The 21445-nt window shown below is 42.5% G+C and carries 20 protein-coding genes; 6 read left to right on the top strand and 14 right to left on the bottom strand.

What is annotated here, in order from left to right; all coding sequences use genetic code 11:
• Positions 1 to 24: 24 nt before the first annotated feature.
• Entirely contained in the window at positions 25 to 5088 is a 5064-nt protein-coding gene (locus DR864_RS06365; protein WP_114066166.1) for a 3-coathanger stack domain-containing protein, read from the top strand.
• 166 nt (positions 5089 to 5254) lie between these two features.
• Positions 5255 to 6232, top strand: a complete 978-nt coding sequence (locus DR864_RS06360; RefSeq protein WP_114066165.1) for a 3-hydroxyacyl-CoA dehydrogenase family protein — start codon at positions 5255 to 5257, stop codon at positions 6230 to 6232.
• Positions 6233 to 6268: 36 nt separating this feature from the next.
• On the opposite strand, the gene DR864_RS06355 is transcribed toward DR864_RS06360, so the two are convergent.
• The gene (locus DR864_RS06355) at positions 6269 to 7156 is read right to left on the bottom strand and encodes a YicC/YloC family endoribonuclease (RefSeq protein ID WP_114066164.1); all 888 of its coding nucleotides are present in this window, start codon (positions 7154 to 7156) and stop codon (positions 6269 to 6271) included.
• Positions 7157 to 7291: 135 nt separating this feature from the next.
• A complete protein-coding gene (gene pdxA, locus DR864_RS06350; protein WP_114066163.1) occupies positions 7292 to 8377 on the bottom strand; it encodes a 4-hydroxythreonine-4-phosphate dehydrogenase PdxA in 1086 nt (361 codons plus the stop codon).
• Positions 8378 to 8543: 166 nt separating this feature from the next.
• Here pdxA and DR864_RS06345 point away from each other — a divergent pair, with 166 nt between their 5' ends.
• Positions 8544 to 9482, top strand: a complete 939-nt coding sequence (locus DR864_RS06345; protein ID WP_114066162.1) for an NAD(P)-dependent oxidoreductase — start codon at positions 8544 to 8546, stop codon at positions 9480 to 9482.
• Between the two features lie 70 nt (positions 9483 to 9552).
• Positions 9553 to 10713, top strand: coding sequence for a TolB family protein (locus DR864_RS06340; protein WP_114066161.1), 1161 nt, complete (start codon positions 9553 to 9555; stop codon positions 10711 to 10713).
• A 42-nt stretch (positions 10714 to 10755) separates the two neighbouring features.
• Here DR864_RS06340 and DR864_RS06335 read toward each other — a convergent pair whose 3' ends face one another.
• The 6 genes from DR864_RS06335 to DR864_RS06310 form a co-directional block, all read right to left on the bottom strand.
• Entirely contained in the window at positions 10756 to 12237 is a 1482-nt protein-coding gene (locus tag DR864_RS06335; RefSeq protein WP_114066160.1) for a cryptochrome/photolyase family protein, read from the bottom strand.
• 69 nt (positions 12238 to 12306) lie between these two features.
• Positions 12307 to 12930: a succinate dehydrogenase/fumarate reductase transmembrane subunit gene (locus tag DR864_RS06330; protein ID WP_114066159.1), complete on the bottom strand. Its 624-nt coding sequence runs from the start codon at positions 12928 to 12930 to the stop codon at positions 12307 to 12309.
• 139 nt (positions 12931 to 13069) lie between these two features.
• On the bottom strand, positions 13070 to 13663 hold the full coding sequence (locus DR864_RS06325) for a dihydrofolate reductase family protein (protein ID WP_114066158.1): 594 nt from the start codon (positions 13661 to 13663) through the stop codon (positions 13070 to 13072).
• Between the two features lie 181 nt (positions 13664 to 13844).
• Positions 13845 to 14270, bottom strand: coding sequence for a DUF1801 domain-containing protein (locus tag DR864_RS06320; protein ID WP_114066157.1), 426 nt, complete (start codon positions 14268 to 14270; stop codon positions 13845 to 13847).
• A gap of 29 nt (positions 14271 to 14299) precedes the next feature.
• Complete coding sequence (locus DR864_RS06315; RefSeq protein WP_114066156.1) at positions 14300 to 14518, bottom strand: DUF4287 domain-containing protein; 219 nt, start codon at positions 14516 to 14518, stop codon at positions 14300 to 14302.
• 285 nt (positions 14519 to 14803) lie between these two features.
• Complete coding sequence (locus tag DR864_RS06310) at positions 14804 to 15520, bottom strand: DoxX family protein (RefSeq protein WP_229599532.1); 717 nt, start codon at positions 15518 to 15520, stop codon at positions 14804 to 14806.
• Between the two features lie 322 nt (positions 15521 to 15842).
• Here DR864_RS06310 and DR864_RS30535 point away from each other — a divergent pair, with 322 nt between their 5' ends.
• Positions 15843 to 16166, top strand: coding sequence for a transposase zinc-binding domain-containing protein (locus DR864_RS30535; RefSeq protein ID WP_114066155.1), 324 nt, complete (start codon positions 15843 to 15845; stop codon positions 16164 to 16166).
• A gap of 114 nt (positions 16167 to 16280) precedes the next feature.
• Positions 16281 to 16421, top strand: a complete 141-nt coding sequence (locus tag DR864_RS30530; protein ID WP_374755793.1) for a hypothetical protein — start codon at positions 16281 to 16283, stop codon at positions 16419 to 16421.
• On the opposite strand, the gene DR864_RS06300 is transcribed toward DR864_RS30530, so the two are convergent.
• From DR864_RS06300 to DR864_RS06270, 6 genes are all read right to left on the bottom strand, one after another.
• Complete coding sequence (locus DR864_RS06300) at positions 16359 to 16808, bottom strand: DUF6326 family protein (protein ID WP_114066154.1); 450 nt, start codon at positions 16806 to 16808, stop codon at positions 16359 to 16361. The genes DR864_RS30530 and DR864_RS06300 overlap by 63 nt on opposite strands.
• Positions 16809 to 16817: 9 nt before the next feature.
• Positions 16818 to 17441: a hypothetical protein gene (locus tag DR864_RS06295; protein ID WP_114066153.1), complete on the bottom strand. Its 624-nt coding sequence runs from the start codon at positions 17439 to 17441 to the stop codon at positions 16818 to 16820.
• Positions 17442 to 17658: 217 nt separating this feature from the next.
• Entirely contained in the window at positions 17659 to 18276 is a 618-nt protein-coding gene (locus DR864_RS06285; RefSeq protein ID WP_114066152.1) for a hypothetical protein, read from the bottom strand.
• Between the two features lie 85 nt (positions 18277 to 18361).
• Complete coding sequence (locus DR864_RS06280) at positions 18362 to 18943, bottom strand: Crp/Fnr family transcriptional regulator (RefSeq protein ID WP_114066151.1); 582 nt, start codon at positions 18941 to 18943, stop codon at positions 18362 to 18364.
• Between the two features lie 183 nt (positions 18944 to 19126).
• Complete coding sequence (locus tag DR864_RS06275; RefSeq protein ID WP_114066150.1) at positions 19127 to 19915, bottom strand: PhzF family protein; 789 nt, start codon at positions 19913 to 19915, stop codon at positions 19127 to 19129.
• Between the two features lie 159 nt (positions 19916 to 20074).
• Positions 20075 to 21145, bottom strand: coding sequence for an HNH endonuclease family protein (locus tag DR864_RS06270; protein ID WP_114066149.1), 1071 nt, complete (start codon positions 21143 to 21145; stop codon positions 20075 to 20077).
• Positions 21146 to 21445: the final 300 nt, after the last annotated feature.

The following is a 21445-nucleotide window of genomic DNA, read 5'->3' as shown; positions in this document are numbered from 1 at the left end:
ATTGAAAATCCTAAATCTCAAATTATGAAAAGGTTACTTCTATTAATTTTATGCTTATGCAGCTTGGCGAGTGTTGCCCAAAAGCCTGCCAGTAAGCTTAATTATGATTTGCAAAGACTTGTACCTGGCTTCGTTCCTATTTTAACGGAAGGAGATGAGGCGGTCTATGATCATCTTATGTACGAGACAAATGGTAACATAGTGGTAAGATTACTTGCCAAAACTACTTCTGAAGCATTGCTCAATGAACTAAAAGTCCAAAAAAGCATCGTTGTTATTACTTCAACTAAGTTTACGGTGACGGTTTCGGTCCCTGTTTCGCAATTAAATGACTTAGAGACCCTTCAGGAACTCAGAAAGGCTGAACCCGAATATAAACCAAGCCATGGAGCAGTTGTTTCTCAGGGGGATACCGCCATGAAAAGCCAGCTGGCACGTGTTACTTACGGGGTAAATGGAGCTGGCGTAAAAGTCGGTGTCCTCTCCGATAGTTATAACCGCCTGGGAGGAGCCGCCACTGGGGTTGCTAATGGTGAATTGCCGGGTCCTGGTAATCCCAATGGCTTTACAAATCCAGTTGAATTATTGGCAGAGGGCCCCGCCCTTTTTACTAGCGATGAAGGCCGGGCTATGATAGAAATTGTCCATGATGTGGCGCCTGGGGCCACCAAAGCATTTGCAACTGCTTTTGTGGGTGGTCAGGCTGGGTTTGCCAATAACATCATTGCCTTAAAAGATGCTACTTGCAAGGTCATCGTAGATGATGTTTTTTACTTCGCAGAACCTTTTTTTCAAAATGGTGTCATTGCCCAAGCGGTCAATACCGTGAATGCAGCTGGCGTTACGTATTTTTCACTAGCGGGTAATCACGCCAGAACTGCCTATGCCAATAACTTTCGGGCAGGCTCCTTTAGGTTTCCGCTACTAACATCGGGAATGGTGCCGGCCCATAACTTTGCCGCCCCTGGCGATCCGGACGTATATCTTTTGCAGTTGAACAATCTTTCTATAGGTCGAGCCTATACCATAGTACTCCAATGGGATGAGCCTTTCCCATCAGTAAGTGGTGGAGCGGGAGCTCAGACTGATTTGGATATGTATTTGTACAATGCCAATGGTACTATCCCGACGGGTTCTGCAGCCACCGATAATCTTGGGGGAGATCCGATAGAAATAATGCAAGTTATTCCTTTGGGAAGTACCAGAAACATCGCTATTCGACATTTTGCGGGTCCTGCGCCTCAAAATCTGCGCATTGTTATTTATACCAACGGATTGCCGCTTACTTTTGGCAATGCGGCTGTGCCGGGCATCAATGCCTCTACCCTCGTAGGCCATCCCAATACTCCAGGAGCTATATCGGTCGGTGCTGCACCGTGGTATCGTACGCCGGCGTATGGGGTCACCCCCCCCGAGATCGAGTCGTTCTCGTCTTTGGGCGGTACGCCCATTCTGTTTGATGATGCTGGAAATCGTTTACCAGCACCCATTGTTTACCAAAAACCTGAAATTACGGGCCCCGATGGCGGAAATACCTCTTTCTTTGGAAGGGAAATCGCCGAAGATACGGACTCATTTCGTAATTTTTTCGGGACTTCGGCCTCGGCACCCCATGCTGCGGCAGTAGCGGCCTTGATGGTTCAGCTGCAGTCGAGCAATGGACAACCGCCGCTCACACCCGATCAAATCAAAACCGTGATGCAAAACTCGACCATCGACATGGACGACCCCGACATTGCGGGCTTTCAAACGGGCTTTGATTTCCGCACTGGCTACGGGCTTTTGCAGGCCGACCTCGCCCTTGCTCAGGTAAACTGTATAACCCCTATCACGCTTACTACGGGGGCTATTCCTAAGATTTGCGAGGGAACAAAATCATTTACCATTCCTTACACGGCTACTACTGGCAGCCCTATAAGTTATTCAATTTCAGGACCTGGGATTACTTCGGTCAACGATGCAGTTTTAGCGGCGGCGCCTTCATCAATTACCGTTAATCTCACGGGTGGTGCAACTTTACCATCTATGGCGTTTAATCTGCAACTCAAGAATGCAAATGGGTGCTTCTCCGATACCATTAAGGGCACGGTAACCGTTGACCCAGCGTCGATCGTCGATGCGGGACCCGACCAAACCGTCTGCGATTCTGATACGATTTATCTCAACGCGACGCTTTCGGGGGTAGCTACCAACATGGTTTGGCAGAAGAATGCTGCATTTGGCACGTTCATAGGGCCTGATACGCAGCCTAATGCCAAGTTTGTGCTCAATGCGGCGGGAAAAATGCTAGATAGCCTGAGTTTCGGAGCTATGAGCAACGACCCGGGGGGCAACGTGTGTCAGGGGGGCTTGGATACGGTCAAAATTTACATTATACACGGTCCTACGGTAGAAGCAGGACCTGAACAGAGGGTTTGTTCAAGCAGCCCAACGGTCACTTTAGCTGGTAGCAAGGGCGGTACAGCTACGGTGGCCACATGGAGCGGCGGAGCTGGGACCTTCACGCCCAACAATACCACGCTTAATGCTACTTACACGCCCACTCCTGGCGAAATCGCGGCGGGAAGTGTGAAGCTGAAATTAACCACCGATGACCCCGCAGGCATCTGTAAAGCGGCCGTTGATTCGGTTGTTATCAAATACGACCCCGCGGCCATTGTCGATGCGGGTCCCGACCAAACCGTTTGTGATGCGGACACGATTTATCTGAACGCGACGCTTTCTGGGGTAGCTACCAACATGGTTTGGCAGAAGAACGTGGCTTTCGGTACGTTCGTAGGTCCCGACACGAGTCCAAGTGCTAAATTTGTGCTCAATGCAGCGGGAAAGATGCTGGACAGCCTCACTTTTGGCGCCATGACCAACGACCCAGGTGGTAATGTGTGCCAGGGCGGCTTGGATACGGTCAAAATTTACATTCAACACGGAGCCGCCACGGTAGAGGCTGGACCTGAACAGCGGGTTTGTTCAAGTAGCCCAACGGTGACTTTAGCTGGTAGCAAGGGTGGTACAGCTACGGTGGCCACATGGAGCGGCGGAGCTGGGACCTTCACGCCCAACAATACCACGCTCAATGCTACTTACACGCCCACTCCTGGCGAAATCGCGGCAGGAAGTGTGAAGCTGAAATTAACCACCGATGACCCCGCAGGCATCTGTAAAGCCGCCGTTGATTCGGTTATCATTACTTATGACCCAGCATCAATAGTCAATGCGGGGCCTGACCAAGCCATTTGCAATACGGATACAATTGTGTTGAACGCGACGCTTTCTGGGGTGGCTACCAACATGGTTTGGCAGAAGAACGTCGCCTTTGGGACATTTATCACCCCTGATACGCAACCCTTCGCTAAATTTGTGCTCAATGCAGCGGGAAAGCTACTGGATAGCCTCAGTTTTGGCGCCATGAGCAACGACCCGGGGGCAAATGTATGTCAAGGTGGCTTGGATACGGTTAAGATTTACATTTTGCATCCTGCGGTGCCCCTCGTGGCGGAGGGCGATACCATTAATGCTGGCAGTTCCATAAACCTGACGGCCACTGGATGTACTGGGCCGGGTTTCACGTTACGCTGGTACCAAGCCGCCGATGATGCCCCCGTTTCTATGCCAGTGAGTCCTTTGCAGACCGCCGCTTATTATGCCCGTTGTGAACAAACTCGTCTGGATGTAATTTGCCAAAGTGCCAAATCAACAGAGTTTGTCGTGACGGTTCTTCCCAGTTTGACCACCGTGATTTATGTCAATGTGGCCAATAATGCTCCTGGGCAGGATGGCAGTAGTTGGAGTAAAGCTTTCGCTTCCTTGCAACAAGGGCTGACCGCTGCCGCTGCCTTGCAGGCTTCTCCAAATAAGGTGCAAGTTTGGGTGGCTCAGGGTACTTACAAACCTGGCACATTGCGCAAAGATGTTTTCTCAATTCCATCAGGCGTCAAAGTATTCGGTGGATTTGTTGGTACCGAAACCCTCCTTTCAGAACGTAACTGGAAAACCAACCCGACCATCCTCAGCGGAGAGATCGGTACCACCGCTCTCAATGACAATATGTACCACGTCGTGCTGTTTAAGGCTACAAATGACACTACCCAGCTCGACGGTTTTCAAATTGTAAGGGGCTTTGCTGAATTCTTCGCTGGTAGCCAAACAAATAACTTGGATGATCCTAGTATTCAGGCCTCTGGAGGAGGGATTCTGGCCATTGATAAAAGTAAGGGGCTTATTATTAATTGTACCATCACTGACAACCGCGCCACTGGCGGAGGAGGGATGCACCTACGAGACAGCTCTCATCTACACATCATCCAAAGCGTTATTTTCGGCAATGAAGCCACCTTCGGGGGAGGGGTGTACGTGTTGGGCGGAAGCCAACCGTATTTTGAAAATGTATTGTTTGCCATCAATAAAGGATTGGGTGGGGCGCTGTATGCCAATCACAGTCAACCGAGGTTAATGAATTGTACCATTGCTTCCAACAAAGATGGGGGCAATAACGTGGGTGGTATTTACAACACTAATGCGGCAACGACAATTCAGAACAGCATTTTGTGGGGTAATACCCCGCTGCAATCAACGGCTGGCAGCAACATCACCAACAGTATTGTGGAGGGTGGCTACGCGGGTACGGGCAACTTGAACCTGAATCCGTTGTTTGTCAATCCCAATGCGAACGGACTGGCACCGATGGGTGTATTGGGAGATTATCATTTGCAGGCTTGTTCACCAGCTATCAACTCGGGCAGCAATGCCGGGGCACCCAATGTAGATTTGGACGGCAATGCACGTCCTTATCCGATTGGTATCGGCATAGCTGATATGGGCGTGTACGAAAGTCAGAGTACAGGCAGCACTGGGCCCAATAACCTGACTGTGAAGGAGCCCATTACGTCGGGTACGGTGTTGAAGGTGGCGGGTAAGATCACGGCGACCAATCAGATTTCGGGTGCGAAGGTGGTGTATCAGGCCACCAACTCGGTGACGTTATCCCCTGGTTTTTCAGCCACTGGCAATAGCTTTTTGGCAGTCATCGGTGATTGCTCAACCCCGGTTCCAGCAACAGTAGGTTCGGAAGAAAGTTTGAATCAAAAATAAACTACTGTCAAATTCCTTCTCATCCCTTTGGTGAAAGCATGACGTCAGAATTGTCATGATTTCACCAAAGGGATTGTTTATTTGTGGACAATCACTTTTATCTTAACCATAATACCATTTATATTGAGAACTTTTAAGGCTTAATTTTTTGGAATTTAAGAGAACTATGAACCCTTCCCAACTTTCTGTAGGAGTCGTTGGACTCGGCTTGATGGGCTGCAGCATCACTACTTGTTTGTTATTGGCTGGACACCGAGTGGTGGCCGTGGCTCCGCTTCCGATGGATGTGCCCACGGCGCACCCGCGTGTTTATGAACACCTCAAAAAATCGTTGGAAGAAGGCCTAACCACGCAAACACCCGACCATTTTCTTGAAGCACTGTTGATTACAGAGGACTACAGTGCGCTTGTCGATTGCCAATTGGTGATAGAATGTACGTTAGAAAATCTTGCCATCAAGAAATCTGTATACGAAAAAATTGAGGCTGTGGTGTCGACAGAGGCCGTGATTACGAGCAATACGTCGGCCATTCCCATCAGCATTTTACAGAAAGAAGTACGCCAGCCAGAGCGCTTTTTGGGGTTGCATTGGGCAGAACCTTCGCACACAACGCGCTTTTTGGAGGTGATTTGCGGAGAATTGAGCGATGAATCGAAAGGGGAATGGTTGTACGAACTCTCACATTTATGGGGTAAAGAACCCACGTTGGTTCGCAAAGATATTCGTGGGTTTATTAGCAATCGCCTCATGTATGCCTTGTACCGGGAAGCGTTTAATCTGGTTGAAAATGGCTACGCAACGGTCGAAGATGTAGACCGTGCCTGTCGCAACAATGGAGGTTACTGGATGACCTTGGTCGGGCCTTTTCGTTGGATGGATTTGACGGGCGTACCCGCCTACCATACGGTATTAAAAGATTTGTTTCCGACCCTAAGCACAAGTACCGAAGTACCAGCATTGATTGACGACATCGTGAAAGCAGGTGGTAAGGGCGTGGCAAATGCCCACGGATTTTATTCATACACGCCCGAAGAAGCACAGTTGTGGCGGGAAACTTTCGAAGCTTTTAGCTATGAAATCCGTGAACTAGCGCTCAAATACCCCGCCGACGTGGTCAAAAAGAAGCTAAAAAGCAAGGAGTAAGTTGGGAATAAATACTCACTCCCTACTTTGTATTGCTTAAATAATATTAGCCGTTTGCTCCTTTATTTTCTCCAACTCGTCTTTCATCTGCACCACCAAGTGTTGGATGGCAGAATCGTTGGCTTTGGAGCCGATGGTGTTGACCTCACGGCCGATTTCCTGCGAAATAAAATTGAGTTTTTTGCCGTTGCTCTCTTTGCTTTGGAGGGTTTCGATAAAATACGTGAGGTGGTTTTTGAGACGAACTTTTTCTTCGGAAATATCAAATTTTTCGATGTAATACACGAGCTCTTGCTCAAAGCGATTTTGGTCAAAAGATTCATCGCCGAGTAAATCACGGACGTTTTTACGGAGTCGTTCCCGCACCCCCGGAATACGAAATTTGTCTAATTCTTCAATTTCAATGAGAATGTCGGTGATTCTCTGAATGGCATCTTTGAAGGCTTTGTTGAGCGCAACGCCTTCTTGGATTCTAAATTCAGTGCATTTTCTGAGGGCTTCGTGTACCGTTTTTTGAATCAACGCCAAATCCGCGACTTGTTGGTCTTCGGTGGTGGCGTCGGTCAGATAGGTATTGGGCATCATAAGCGCCATGCGGAGCACGTCGGTGGGAACGGGCGCAAACCCCAAATCTTCGGCGGTTTGGTGCAAATCGCGGTAGTAGGCTTTCACCAGCGCGCGGTTTACGATGGTGCCCGAACCGCCCTGTCCTACGGGTGTGACGGTGAGGTTAAACTCTACTTTGCCGCGTTCGAGGGCTTGGGTGATGAGGTTTCGAATTTCGATTTCTCGCTCTGAATAATTACGCGGAATACGGCAGTAAATATCTAAAAATTTGGAATTCAGTGACTTCACTTCGGCCGTGACCGAAATGCTTTCTGATTCGTAGGTGGCTTTTCCGTAGCCGGTCATTGATTTCAGCATAAATATAGTAGTTATCAGAAGTCGGTAGTGAGTACCCGAAGTCGGAAGTCAGAAATTAACGCTTCTGACTCTTTACAAATGTTGCGCTTCCGCAGCGGTGTTGAGTGCCGAAGCTTTTTTGATTTTGGCCGCTTATTACTTTTCCTCCTGCGATGTCATTTTTTCAACGACAGGATTCTTTTTTAACGCATTTTTTTCGAGTTCGGCTTGTTCTTTTCGGTGCTTTACTACGTCACAGGCGGTGTAAATGGCTTGGCGCATGGAGGTTTCGTCGGCTTGGTTCTTGCCCGCGATGTCGTAGGCAGTGCCGTGGTCGGGTGATGTGCGAACGATGGGTAAACCCGCCGTAAAATTGACACCTTCGCTAAATGCAATGGTTTTGAACGGTGAAAGCCCTTGGTCGTGGTACATCGCCAATACCGCATCAAACTTGCGGTAGGTCTGGGCGGCAAAAAAACCATCGGCTGGATACGGCCCGTAAATGAGCTGCCCTTTGTTGCGCAGTTCTTTCAGCGCGGGAGTAATGATTTCCTCTTCTTCCGAACCCAAAAGCCCGTTTTCGCCCGCGTGAGGGTTCAGCCCTAGCACCGCAATCCGAGGTTTACGGATGCCAAAATCGCCGCGTAGCGACTTGAGCATGGCCTGAAGTTTAACGACAATTTTTTCTTTGGTGATTTGGCTCGCTACTTCCGACAGCGGCACGTGACCCGTCACGACCCCAACGCGCAGAACGTCGCTCACCATAAACATGAGCGGCTCTTTGATGTTAAAGGCTTCCGCTAAGTATTCGGTATGACCTGGAAATTTAAACTCGTCGTTTTGGATGTTGTTTTTGTTGATAGGGGCAGTTACCAACGCGTCCAGTTTGCCCGCTTTCAGGTCTTCCATGGCCCGTTTGAGGCTTTCAAAAGCTCCCTTGCCGGCTTCGGGGGTTACTTTTCCGGGCTGAATATCCTCGTCGGTATTGGGCCAACAGGTGATGACGTTGGTTACTTTTGGGTTTACCTGCTCAATTTTTTGAAGGCCAAACAAGTTCCAGTCCTTCATGTCCATCTGGTTGCGGTAGCGATTCAGAAGGCGCATGGAGCCATAAATGACGGGGACACAAATACGGTTTAATTGGTTGTTTTGCAGTGCTTTCAGGATGACTTCCGGTCCTACGCCGTTGTAGTCGCCCATGGTTATGCCAATGACAGGTTTATCAAGATTTGATTCGCTCATGATGCATCAAAAAATTAGATTTGTGAGGAACGGGCGGATTCAGCGGATAAATATTTGCCGTTTTTGCCACGTCAACCCCAAAAATCAATAAAATCGTTTTAGTAATGACGCTGCAATTTACGAATAAACCGCACTATTTTTGTGCCGATTACTAACTGACACTGTCGTGAAGATTTTAATAGTTGACGAGATGCACCCTTCCCTGTTTCCGATGTTAGATCAGGCGGGCCTGTTGTATCGTTATGAACCTACTTTCAAACGTCCTCAAATTTTAAGTCACATTGGTGAATATGAGGGGCTTATTATTCGGAGTAAAACCGTTATTGATGAAGAAGTACTGCACCAAGCTCCTCTCTTGCGCTTTGTGGCTCGGGCGGGAGCGGGGCTGGATTTGATTGACTTGGAGGCCGTGCAACAACGGAATATTCAGGTTTTTGCGGCCAATGAAGGAAACCGCGACGCTGTGGCCGAGCACGTAATCGGGATGCTTTTAGGATTGTTTGCCAATATCGCCAAGGCTGACCGCGAGGTGCGGCGGGGAATTTGGGACCGTGAAGGAAATCGCGGAATTGAGCTGATGGGAAAAACCGTGGGCCTCATTGGCTACGGATTCAACGGTAGTGCCACCGCCCGACGATTGAGTGGGTTTGGCTGCCGAGTGTTGGCGTACGATAAATATTTGGTCAACTACGGCGATGAGTACGCGCAGGAATCGTCGTTGGAAGAAATCATGTCTCAGGCCGATGTCATCAGCCTGCACGTGCCGCTTACCGCCGAGACCCGACTCATGATCAATGATGATTTTGTGGCAAATGTAGCCCGTCCGTTTTTTCTGCTCAACATTGCGCGGGGCGAAATTGTCAACATGGATACCATTGTCAAAGGGTTGGAAAGCGGCAAAATCAGAGGTGCCTGTTTGGACGTTCTTGAAAATGAAAAATTGAACACCTTGACGCCCGAACAACAAAAATCGTTTGACTACCTCTGCAACTCATCGCGGGTAATACTGACCCCCCACGTGGCAGGCTGGACGCAGGAAAGTTACGCAAAAATAAACGAGGCGTTGGTGAAACAGATTACGGCGGGTTTGTCGGTCGAAAAATAGCTGAGCAGCCATACAACTATTGCCGCCGCAAAACCGTCATTGTAGGTAGAAATAACCATTTTAGTTTGTTATGAAAAAGACGTTCCCCCTTTTTGCGGCGTTGCTCGTTGGGCTATTGTTGACCATTGGATGCAATAGAACCCCCGAACCCTCTCCCAACGACCCCCTGCTGATGAGCGCAGTCGCCAACTATACCGAGGAGAAAGTGACCATTGAATCTATCGGCAGCGTTTTTGTCGGGACTACTGGGCCACGACCCGTGGATTTTGATAAAACAGAGGTGTGGATGTCGGAGGGTAGCCCTTCAAATTTGAAATTGGTTCAAACCACCGAACAAAAAAAAATTGACCTTGCGGGCCTGCAGGCGGATAAAGTGTATTATGTGGCCGTAAAAGGCAGTAAAGGTGAGTATTGGTCAGAGTTAAGCACGCCTATCTTGGTGATTCCTAACCGGTTGAAACCAGTCAAAGAACTGTTGCAAACCACCAATGCCGTCAGTTTTTACTTGTCTCCGGCGGGTACTTATTCCTTAGTTCAGTCACAAGATTCTAAAGAGTTGACGTTGAATCAGTTGGTTTCGGGGAAAGCCCAAAAGCTTACGTATCCGTCAACGATTTTTTTTAGAAATTGGGGGGCTGGTGGGGAACAAATTCTGTTTGAAACTTCGGTAAATCAACGTCGAAAGTACGTCATTTACGACATTAATAAGGAAACCTTTAGTGAGTTTACGCTGCCGTCAACGGCCAATGTTTGGGTGGCGGCTCTGGCTCCCGACGGTAAAAAAATCGCTTACACCGACTATAACCGCACAGGAAATGTGTGGCTCTACGATGCTGAGACCAATACCGAGAAACGCACGACCCTGCCCCAGCCCTACGACATGGCTTGGACCGCCGACAGCCGCTCATTGTTGGTGCATCGTTATAGCTCGGTTTCGGGAGAGGCGCAGGAGATTGTGAACTACGACCCCGAAAAGGATGCCGTCACCAAAACCCTGTTTGTGACGCCGCCTAAAGGCGCGGTTCAGTGGCCTAAGCTGTCGCCTACGGGGAATCAATTGTTGTTTTCTGCCACACTTTCGGGGCAGTCGCACATTTGGTTGTATGACATAATGACCGAAAAACTACGCCCCGTCACCAAGGGAACTTTCCAGTTTGGGTGGCTTTCTGGCTCAGAATTTTACGCCGTAGAAGAAGGAAGTACGTCAAGGGTTTTGCTATACCGGGAGTAAAAATGACTAAATATTGCCTGGATATGGCCTTGAATACCGTATTTAAGTCAAGCCTGCGAGATAATCACTTGCGTTTTGATGGATTGCTTTCTTTTTGCTTTCTTCCCACTTATCAAAAGTCTTAACCAGCATACTCAACCTTGGGTTTTTGAGGAAAAAAGCACGGTGATTGTCTAAAAATCGCCAAAATAAAGCATCCCAAGTTGCCTGCCAGTTGCCCTTGGGATAGTCACTCATTTTCATCAAATAATTACTGCCGCTTATGTAGGGCTTGGTGGCCATTAATCCTCCATCGGCAAACTGACTCATACCGTACACATTGGGCACCATCACCCAGTCATAGGCGTCAATAAATAACTCCATAAACCAGCGGTATACCTCATTGGGGTCAAACTCACAAAGTAACATAAAGTTGCCCAGTACCATAAGTCGTTCAATATGATGACAGTACCCTGTTTTTAGAATCTTTTGAATAGTGTCATCCACTGGGGTAATTCCAGTGCTACCATCATAAAAACTTTTTGGGATTTTTCTGGTGAAGCCCCAATGGTTTTTGGTTCGTTCTTCATTTCCCTTTGTAATATAAACTCCTCTGATGAACTCCCGCCAACCAATTATTTGGCGAATGAACCCTTCAAGCGAATTGATGGGAACACTGTTGTCCCGACTATAATCTAAAGCCTGATTTACAATCTGGTCAGGTGTAAGCATACCGACGTTGAGCATGGGTGTCAGCAAACTATGGTTGAGCAGCATTTCTTTGCGCAAAATGGCATCTTCGTACTCACCAAATTCTGCCATACGATGTTCAAAAAATTGATTTAGCCATTGTGCACTTGCTTCGTATCCAATGGGGTAAGTTATGCTATCATTTAGGCTACCAATATTGCCAGAAAAGTATTGATGAGTATAGCTATGAGCTTCCTGGGTATAGTTATTTGTTGGTGGGAACGCCACTTTTATCACTGACTTACCCTTGGGATATTTTTTTCGATTTTCTACGTCAAAAGTCCATTGACCACCGACTGGTCCTTCCGATGAGTCGATTAAAATTTTTCTTTTGATTCGTTCCTGTTTATAAAATTCAGTTTGAAAAAATTTCTTTTTATTGGGGTTGAAAAAAAGTGCTAATTCTTGAGATGTATTCAAAAACATGGGGGATTCCATTATCTTAAGACTCATCTTTAGTTTTGCGCAACTGATTCTAATTCTTTTTAATAACCACTCGTCAACAGGGTCGACAATGACTAAAGAATCGACGCCTAAACTGTGCAAATGAATGATCAACAGTCTAATGTCTGCTTCCTGTTCGGTGGCTTGAACATATTTTACAGAAAATCCCTTTTGGAGTAGGTAATTTTCGTAATATTTCATAGTTGCTCGATGGAAAGCTATTTTTTGCTTATGAAAGTTGTACTGATGAAAAAATAAAAGTTCCTCTATCAGATAAATATCACCTTCAATGGAAAATAGTGGATTAAACTGAAATAATTGGTGGGGAAAAACGAGCTTACAAGTTTGCATTCTTTAGGTTTATTTCAGTATGTTTCTTCGGACTTTCATCCATCATTCAATTATACTCTTTACGTACGATTATAGGCTTTTTCCAATAATCACGTCGTATTCTTTCGGGATTGTTACGCCGTTAAATTGGTTTGTTAATCCGTAAAATATGAATATTGTCAAAATGAAACCCAATACCACGATGAGGGTAGATTGTTGGTTTGGGGTCAAACCCAAAACAGATTTTTTCATTTTTTTGTTATGAATTGCTGCAATATGTCCAAAAAAGGAAAGAATTGCCAGCCCATAATACGGAACAAAAAAGAGGTTAAGAGGAAATGTATTCAGGCCTGCTACTCCAAAATAAAAATTTGTGTCAAGTTGCAGAACGTACCGCCCACCCAAAACGGCACTTAAATGAATGATGAAAAAAAAAGCTAAGTAAAGCCCTGTCCAAATTTGAAGTTTTTCAAAATAAGAAACGGCTGTTTTTCTGTTCGTTTTAAAAAGTTTCAGGCCTGAAACAATTTGTGTAAATACGGCAACTAATAAAATTGTTTCAACAAAAATATTGCGATAAAATATTCGCAAAGTATTCATCATTTCAATGTGCCTGTCATCCCCCCAAACGCTCAAGGAATGATTAAACAAATGAATACCTACAAAAAGCGTAATTGCCAGTCCTGAAATATAATGAATTTTCTTTATTTTCATATATGCTTGAAATATTAGTGGGTTCTCTTAAAAGCTGAATAGAATTCCGTCTGCCTGGAACCGTTGCTCATAACGAATAAAACAAGAATATTTATTCACTTGCCAGCATAGTAACAAACCCCATGCTAGCGGTTCATAGTTATTGCCTTTCCACTGTGTAATTCAGCTCAGTTACTCCGCAAGTAAATGGTTGAGTAGTCAATAATTTTAGTTTTATTTTGTCTTTGATGTCTACAAACAATGGAATGCCTTGTCCAAGAATAATAGGATTAACAAATAACCAATAGCCGTCAATTAAATTCTGCTGCATAAGTGAATGTGTTGCTGTAGGGCTACCAAAAAGCAAGATGTCTTTGCTCTCGCTTCCGCCTGATGCGGAACGGGATTGTTTTATTTCATATATGCTATCCGAAAGGTTGTCACTAATCATTTTTGTGTTAGTCAAACCTGTGTCTTTCATTGTTTTTGATAAAACAACTTTGTGAACTTTGCTATACCATTTTGAATGTTCAATGTCGTGCTTGGTTGCTGTTGGCTTATTTGCTGCGGTAGGCCAGTAATTTTCCATTATCTCATAAGTTACTCGTCCATACAATGCAGTGTCGCTTTCGCTTATCCGCTTACCGACATAATCAAAAATTTCTTCATCAGCTTTAATCCAGTCCATTTCTCCGTTTGGTCCTGCAACAAAGCCGTCAAGCGATATGTGCATAAATGAAATTATTTTTCTCATATAGTTCTATTTTTTTATTGTTTTCTGTGGCTTGTTACCGTCTTTTTACAATGACCGCTTCGGTTTGGGGCTTGGCCATGTGGGGGATTTTTAGCATTTTGATTGATTTCGGGATTCCATAAAAGCACTCAACCCGATATATTTCCCAACCGATGTTATGTGCTTGCTTAAATATTGTCAGTTAACTTGTTTGCTTAACACCATCACGTATTGCCTTTTCAAGTATATCAATGTTTATGTCTTTTAGCCTTGTGAACTTGACGCAATAGCCCGTTACATTTGCCTTACCTATTGTTGTTCCATAGGTTTCGGGCAAATACTTTTTGTCTTCAATGCCCATAATATAAATTGAAATTCCTGTAGTGTTTGCACTTATACCAATTTGGTAAAACTCTTTGGTCTTTCCATCAGCATATTTTATTGTTTGAAGACCATATCCTATTTGAGGATTAGAAACAATTTTTCCTTTCTCGTCTTTTCCGTCTATGAACCATAGTTTGCAATTTGATAAGGCTTGAAGTATAAGTAGGTGCAACGCTTCTATTTCAGAACGTTTGGGTTCAGGTTGGCTGTCAATATACTTTTTGATTTGTTCTTGTATGTTCATAATAATATTACGATTGGTTGTATTTATTATCATTCAGTTTTCCCCTTGAAGGTTGCATATACTGCCATTGCGTGTCCATATCCCAATTCAAATTCCTCTTTAAGCCAATTTGTAATTTCAGTGGCTTTCACAGTTTTTACAAGTTGTCCATTTTGCAAAAATCCTTTTTCTTCGGCAAGTTTTTTGAAGTCATCAGGTGTCTTACCTGTCTTGGCTTTAATGTTGTCTATGTAAGCTTGAAATGACATAATTTTATTCTTTTTATTGTTCAGTACTGTCGCTCTACAATGACCGATAAGGTTTTTGGGCTTGGCAAAGGTGGGATTTTGAAAAACATCTGCCCAGAACCGCTGCTGATTGAAAATATTAAGTTAAAGATAAAAACTAAACTTCAGCGATATACGTCTGGCCCGAACAAAAGCCCAACAGAATTATAAATGCTCATTGTTATTCTGTCTGCCCAACTTGCTCAAAATCAAATGTTGGGAGCAGTTTATTTGTCAGGTATTTTCTTCAAATTCCTGATTTTCACTTTATTTTGCCTTTTCGTACTCTTCTAAACATTTACCAATAGGTTTTCCTTTGTTATGAATACAATCACAAAATTCTTGACAAGCCTTTGGATTACTATTATCAGGACAACCATTTGTACATTCCTCTGGTGAATTACCAGGTCGAATGTCATATATGATATTGTTTAAAAATACAACTAAAGCAAGAGTTGCCACAACCCCTCCAAAAAATAAAAATGGGAACCTGCTTTTTAAGGGTTTTTCTTTAATAGAGTGTGCATCCAATTTATCTTGTTTGAATGGAAGAATAGATTTTAAGCGGTTGTAGTCCCAACATAATAAAAATAAATTGGCCAATAACATAAATGTTGCTGCACGAGTGCCTTCAAACCGAACAGAATATGTCAGTACACAAATATTCAGTATAATAGGGAAGCTGCTAATGGCACCGAGTAGTGCAGTTCTTGGAATGAGTAATAGGAGAGCAACTATTACCTGCCCTACACCAATAAATGTATAATAGTATCCAGTATTGAGTAAAGCATCAAAATACTGTCCTAATGGATGATTGGAAGATAAACCTGCTGCAAAGCGTTCTCCTTTAATTTTTACTAATCCTGAAATTACCCATGCAACAGCCAAAGCCAAACGGCAAAATATGGCAAAGTAGCCATACCATTTGTTTCCCTTTGCTTCATAATAATATTGCTCAAGTTTATTCAACATAATGATTTGCATCGGATTTTTATATTTTTGGCTATTCTTTTAATGGCATACAGCGTTTTCGGGCTTTGCGAAGGTGTCGATTTTGCCACCATGTTTCATACGAAGTTAAGAAAAACTGTCATACGAAGCACTGAACCCCCACTTGCCACAAACGTCTGTTGAACAAATCCTTCGGTAGCTATATCGCGACAAAAGGCTTAATTGTAAGGCCAATTTTAACTTTAGCATGACAAAAAAAGAATTTTGATGAGCTACATGCGAATAAGCTTATCAATCGTGCCGGCAGAGAAGTGCCCAGCTTTCAGGAAATAATCCAACGTTTTGAGTTTTTGGAATGCAGCCATGCCGTGAAGTTGCCCATGTGCTGGATTGTTTGGGAGCAGGCATTGAAGTATTGGAGTTAAACGGCTTGCAACTGCGCACCTTGCGGGCGATACTTCGGTTATGGGCGTTCATTTGGACGCCTGTGATGCTTTGCGGAAACATCAGCATTAGCTATAATTTTTGCCTCATTAGACACTGTCCAAAGTGCCAAGGCCACAAACGGGAAGAATGGATACAGGCACGGGGGGGCGATTTATTGCCTGTGCCATCCTTCCATGTGGTCTTTACGCTTCCCTCTGAATTGAATCAACTAACACTCCATCAGCCCAAATAGATCTATGATACTTTGTTTGGTTCGGCATGGCAAAGCATGGAAACGTTTGGCAGAAATAAGGGCTTGCAGATGGGCATGATTACCGTTTTTCATACGTGAGGACAAAATTTATCACTGCATCCACACCTACACTGCATAGTTCCCGGCAGGGGGTACATGCAAATGGCAAAACCTATGTGCCGATGGAAAGTTTTAGTTTTCAGTCAAAGCGCTAAGTTGGGTGCGAGGCCATTTCCATGCATAACTGATAATTAGACAAAGAAGAACGACTTCTACAACAGCGCCAAATAACATGTGCATCCAAGCTTCACCAGCCAAATTAAACAAAGTATAGGGAATATAAATCGTAGCCACGATTATGTTTGTAAAGCGATTTACTTTAGCTGGCAGGGCAACAGAAAGGAAAATCATCAGTGCTGGAATTGTCATTGAGGCGAGTGCTGCCAAAAGAAACCCTTGCGTAATATCAAATACAAATACCTTGCCTGCTAACATATCCTGTAGTGTACCTGGCATAAATAAGTGGAAATAATCTACATAGATATAGAGAAACATTAAACTTGCCCACAGCGCTGCCAGCTTTAGTTTCAAACTGACTTTGATTTCCTCTAGTGCATTTTGTGATGTTTTTTGCGTATTCATAATTATCAACTAAAAATTATATCCGAAATGCAGCCCTGGTTCAGGCGTGTATTTTGACCACTTGTCATCTTTTTCTTTAAAACCATTAGGCATTTTAGTGTGATAAGGACGGCCAGCTATACCAAGTGATGGTTGTAAAAAAAACCTATCCTTAAAGAGTTTAATGTGATAGCCAACCCGATAAGAGTTGAATAGATGAAAACCATTATCCACCTTTTTACCGTCGTCATTCACAAATGTTTGCCACATAGGCATTACGTGTACTGCTGCATAAAGGCCTTTCCAAAAAAACCTTTGATAAGCAAGAGCAATACCATAATCTCTTATATAACCAGGGAATTTCTCTTCTGGCTTGCCGTATGATTTGTTAAAAAATGGGTTAATACCAAGTGGCCAGGCATATTTCCAAGTTATTAGTTCAAGTGAAATTACATCCTTTCCTGTAATCCGATATCCTAAATTGAGTTGAGCGAAGTTGGGAGGGTTTACGGGAGCTAGATTACCTACTAAAAACAAAGTGCTACCAACGAACCACCGTTTGTAAGTACTGTCTGTTTTAGAGTATTGTGCTTTGAGGTGGAGCGTACTTGTCATCATTAAGACAAAACCAATGAATAAAATTTTCTTTTGCATTTCTTTACTTTTTATGTTAGAAGATGATGCAAAGGTAAATTGGCAAAAGCCTTAAAATCGTTCACTTAAGTTAAGAAATGAAGTTGACGGCAGTAGCAACTATTTTGTCAAGAATTTGACTGTCTTTGGGTATTGGTTTAGAAACCTCCTGAAGTCGCAAAACTTCAGGAGGTCCATATTTGTTGCAAATAACTGCTTTCATCTAATCGTTGTAGTTTTAAAACTTAAATCCAAAATCAAGCCCAGGTTGAATAAAGTGGTTAGGCCATTTTTGTTCTACTGCTTTAAAAGATGCTGGAACGTTAGTTCTTACAGGCCAATAACTAATTCCAATAGCTGGTTCAAAAAAGAAGCGGTCTTTAAAAAACTTAAACTGATAACCTAAATAGAAGTCAAGATATAAAGTGTATCCATTTCCAATCTTTTTATTGTTCTCATCCATATATTTTTCAAAAGCATTCAATGCATAAAGGGATGTGTAGACTCCTTTCCACCAAAACCGCTGGTATCCTATTTGAGGAGCAAGTATGCGTGCACGTCCTGGATAGTTTAGTCCAGGCGCATCAAATGAAGGGCCAAAAGGGATACCTAATGGCCAAGCATAAATGGACCTTTTAAATCTAAATTGAACAACATCTTTAGGTGTTATCCTATATCCAACATTTAATTGTACATACTCGGGATTGTTTGTTTTGTCTAAATTTCCAAACAACAAGAGTGTACTTCCAATGAACCACCTTTTATAGGTGCTGACTTGTTTGTCATTTTGTGCTTTAACTTGTAAAGTGCTTGTTATGATTAAGGCCAAAGCGAACAGTAAAATTTTCTTTTGCATAGCTGTTTTAATTGATGTTAAACGATGATGCAAAAGTAGATTGGCTAGATACAATAACTCGTTCACTTAAGTTAAGAAATGCAGCTTACCCTTTATCTTTCTCTATAATTCTTGCTCTTAACCTGCTTAAAGATTGAGGTTTGATACCTAAATAGCTCGCCAATTGGTGTTGTGGCACACGTTGAATAAGGTCAGGTCTTTTTTGTATTAAGTTCAGGTATCGTTGTTCGGGTGAAGAGGTCTTAAATTCGTCAAAGTCTATACGTTGTTTAGCTAACAATTCTTCTGACAATATTCTACACATTATTTCAAACTTTGGAAATTTACTGTTTACTTCTACTTCCATATCAGAATTTGAAACTAAAAGTATACTGTCTTCAACACAACTAATAAAATATTGAGAAGGAGTTTTGCTTATTACACAAGGGGGAGTCAAAGCGTCCATTTCTGTGTAGAAACCAGTAGTTTTTTCTTCACCATCTAAAACATAATATGTTCGTATACAGCCTTTTAGAACAAAGTAGCTATGTTTTGATTTTTGTCCTTCTTTGAGTAAAGTCGTCCCTTTCTTTACCGAGCGAAATATGTCCAAAGAAACGATTGCGTTCTTTTCATCTTCTGTGAGAGAAACGTATTTTGATATAAAGTCAAATAATATGTCTTGCATTTTTTTGTATGTTATTGTCGTCTGTTACCCTTACCACCAACGTTGCTGCTAACGTTTTTTAGCTTTGAGATGTGGCGGATTTTAGCACAAAAGTTCAATAGAATTCCTAGTGTTAAACCTTGTACTAACGTTTCATAGTAGTATTTCAGCCGTCATATTGCCAAACTCATGTTAGCAGTTGTTTTATTCTGTCCAAAATTCTCCAATTGAATATGTTTTTGCTTGTCCACTAATAATCACTCGTTCTCCTCTGTCTTCACAATACAATTTCCCTAATCGTTCAGAAACTTGTTGAGCATAAAGTTCTTTTTTATTGAGTCTATTAGCCCAAAATGGAATTAGAGAACAATGTGCTGAACCTGTTACGGGGTCTTCTAATATTGATGCTTGTGGTGTAAAAAACCTTGAAACGAAATCGCAGTTATTTCCTACTGCTGTTACAATTACACCTCCTGGGTCGAGATTTATTTGGTCGAGCAATTGTCTGTCAATTTTAATATTTCTGATTTCAGCTTCGTTTTCATACACCAAAACATAATCTCTTGCTTTCAAAATTTCTTTCGGTTGAATATTCAAAGATTTTGAAATTGTCGGTGGTAAGATGTCGGCAATAGGCATTCTTGATGGGAAGTCCATTTTATAGTGCCCATTTTCAATTTTGACAATTAAGTCGCCACTTAAAGTTTCAAATACAATTTTATCTTTCTTATAGTCAAGAATTGTCGCTAAACTGTGAGCTGTTGCAAGTGTAGCGTGACCGCACAAATCCATTTCAATTTCAGGCGTAAACCATCGTAAATGAATTTTTTCTCCTTTGTCAACAAAAAAAGCAGTTTCAGCAACTGCGTTTTCTTTTGCTATTTTCAACAAGATTTTGTCAGGCAACCATTTGTCAAGTGGCACCACACAAGCAGGATTTCCTCCAAAAATTGTGTCGGTAAAAGCGTCTATTTGATATAATTTATGTTTCACTGTGTCTGTCGAAAAATTGCTGCTAACGGTTTGCAGCTTGGCGAAGTGGCGGAAATCGAAGCACAAATGTTCAGTTTTGTACAAAAGTTCAATCTAAGAACTGAACTTGAATATAGCACTAAACCCGCCATTTTGCCAAACTGCTGTTATGTGATGTTATTATAATTTCATCATTTGTTTATCAATTTCCTCAACAAATTTTGATGTTTCAATAATTAAATTTTCAATTTCTACTTTTCCAATTGTATGTTCAGTAAATGACTTAGTTTCTTTGTCGATTTTTGTTTTTCCATTCCTATGAACGATGTCGTGTCGAACTTGAATAGCGATAAATATATTTCTCATATCTTTTGGAAATTGTACTTCAAATGTGTCTTTAAACATCGGCTTGATAGTTTGAAGATTATGGTAGATAATTCCTAGTATCTCGTCAGTAACTATTTCTTCAATTTTATCATATTTATTATAGATTTCAGAAAGCGTAAACTTATGTCCATTCTCATTTCCTTTGAATTTAGGATAAGTCTCCACAAACTTTCTTAGGTATAGTGTGTTATGAAAAATTGTGTTAATAAAAATATCAGCTAAATAAGTTTCGAGTGATGTGATGATATTTGCGTAAAGTAAATATGCAATAAGTGTGTCTTCGTTAGAATTATATTTTAATTTACTATTTACATCAGAAATCATTTTCGTGTTATCTATAAATGTCTGATAAATTGTGTTCCTGTCCTGTTCAATATTTATACTTGGGAATAATGATTGAATTTGTTGGACATTTTCATTTCTCCTTCTGAATTCAACTAATTCCTGTCTATTTAAACCAAGGGTTGATATTGTAACTTTTCCTTTTTCAGTTAACCCATTTAACAAACCAGAATTAGCGTCTAATTCTATGTGTTCATCTGGATTTTCAATTGACGGATTAATTAATAATGAATTTCCATTTTCGTCCTGAGGAAAGCGGTTTGCTTTACTAATATTACATACTTGACAACAAAGAATTAAATTATTCCATTCAAAGGCTTTTTCAGGATAAATGCTTTTGGGATAAAAGTTATCAATGTTAGGCAAGCTTGTGAGATTTAAATCACATTCACAATAACCACACTTATTATTAAATTCTCTAATTATGTCAGGTCGGATTTGTCTAAAATACCTTTGATAATTGTCAATACTTAGATTTAAGTCTTTAAAGTATTCAGGTTCTCTTCTTGGAATAAATTTCATTCGTATTGTTGGGTTATAATATCACATAACGGTTTGCAGCTACAAGAAGTTGGCGATTTCGAAGCACAAAACTGTCTGCCACCACTGAACTTGATACGAAGCACAAAGTTTCATTTAACCACTGAACCGCCAATTTCTTGTAGGTGCTGTTATGTGGCGTTTTTCTTTGTCTTTCTGTATATTTTTCGTCCAATATAAACAAGTGCTATTATGTTTAAAATTATCCAAGCGTTGTAACAAATGTAAATTATTTTTTCGGTCGAGTTCATACTTGCTAAACTCCAGTATTCACCTTTTGAA

The organism is Runella rosea (assembly GCF_003325355.1).
GTDB lineage: Bacteria > Bacteroidota > Bacteroidia > Cytophagales > Spirosomataceae > Runella > Runella rosea.
This window is presented reverse-complemented; position numbering and strand designations above follow the sequence as displayed.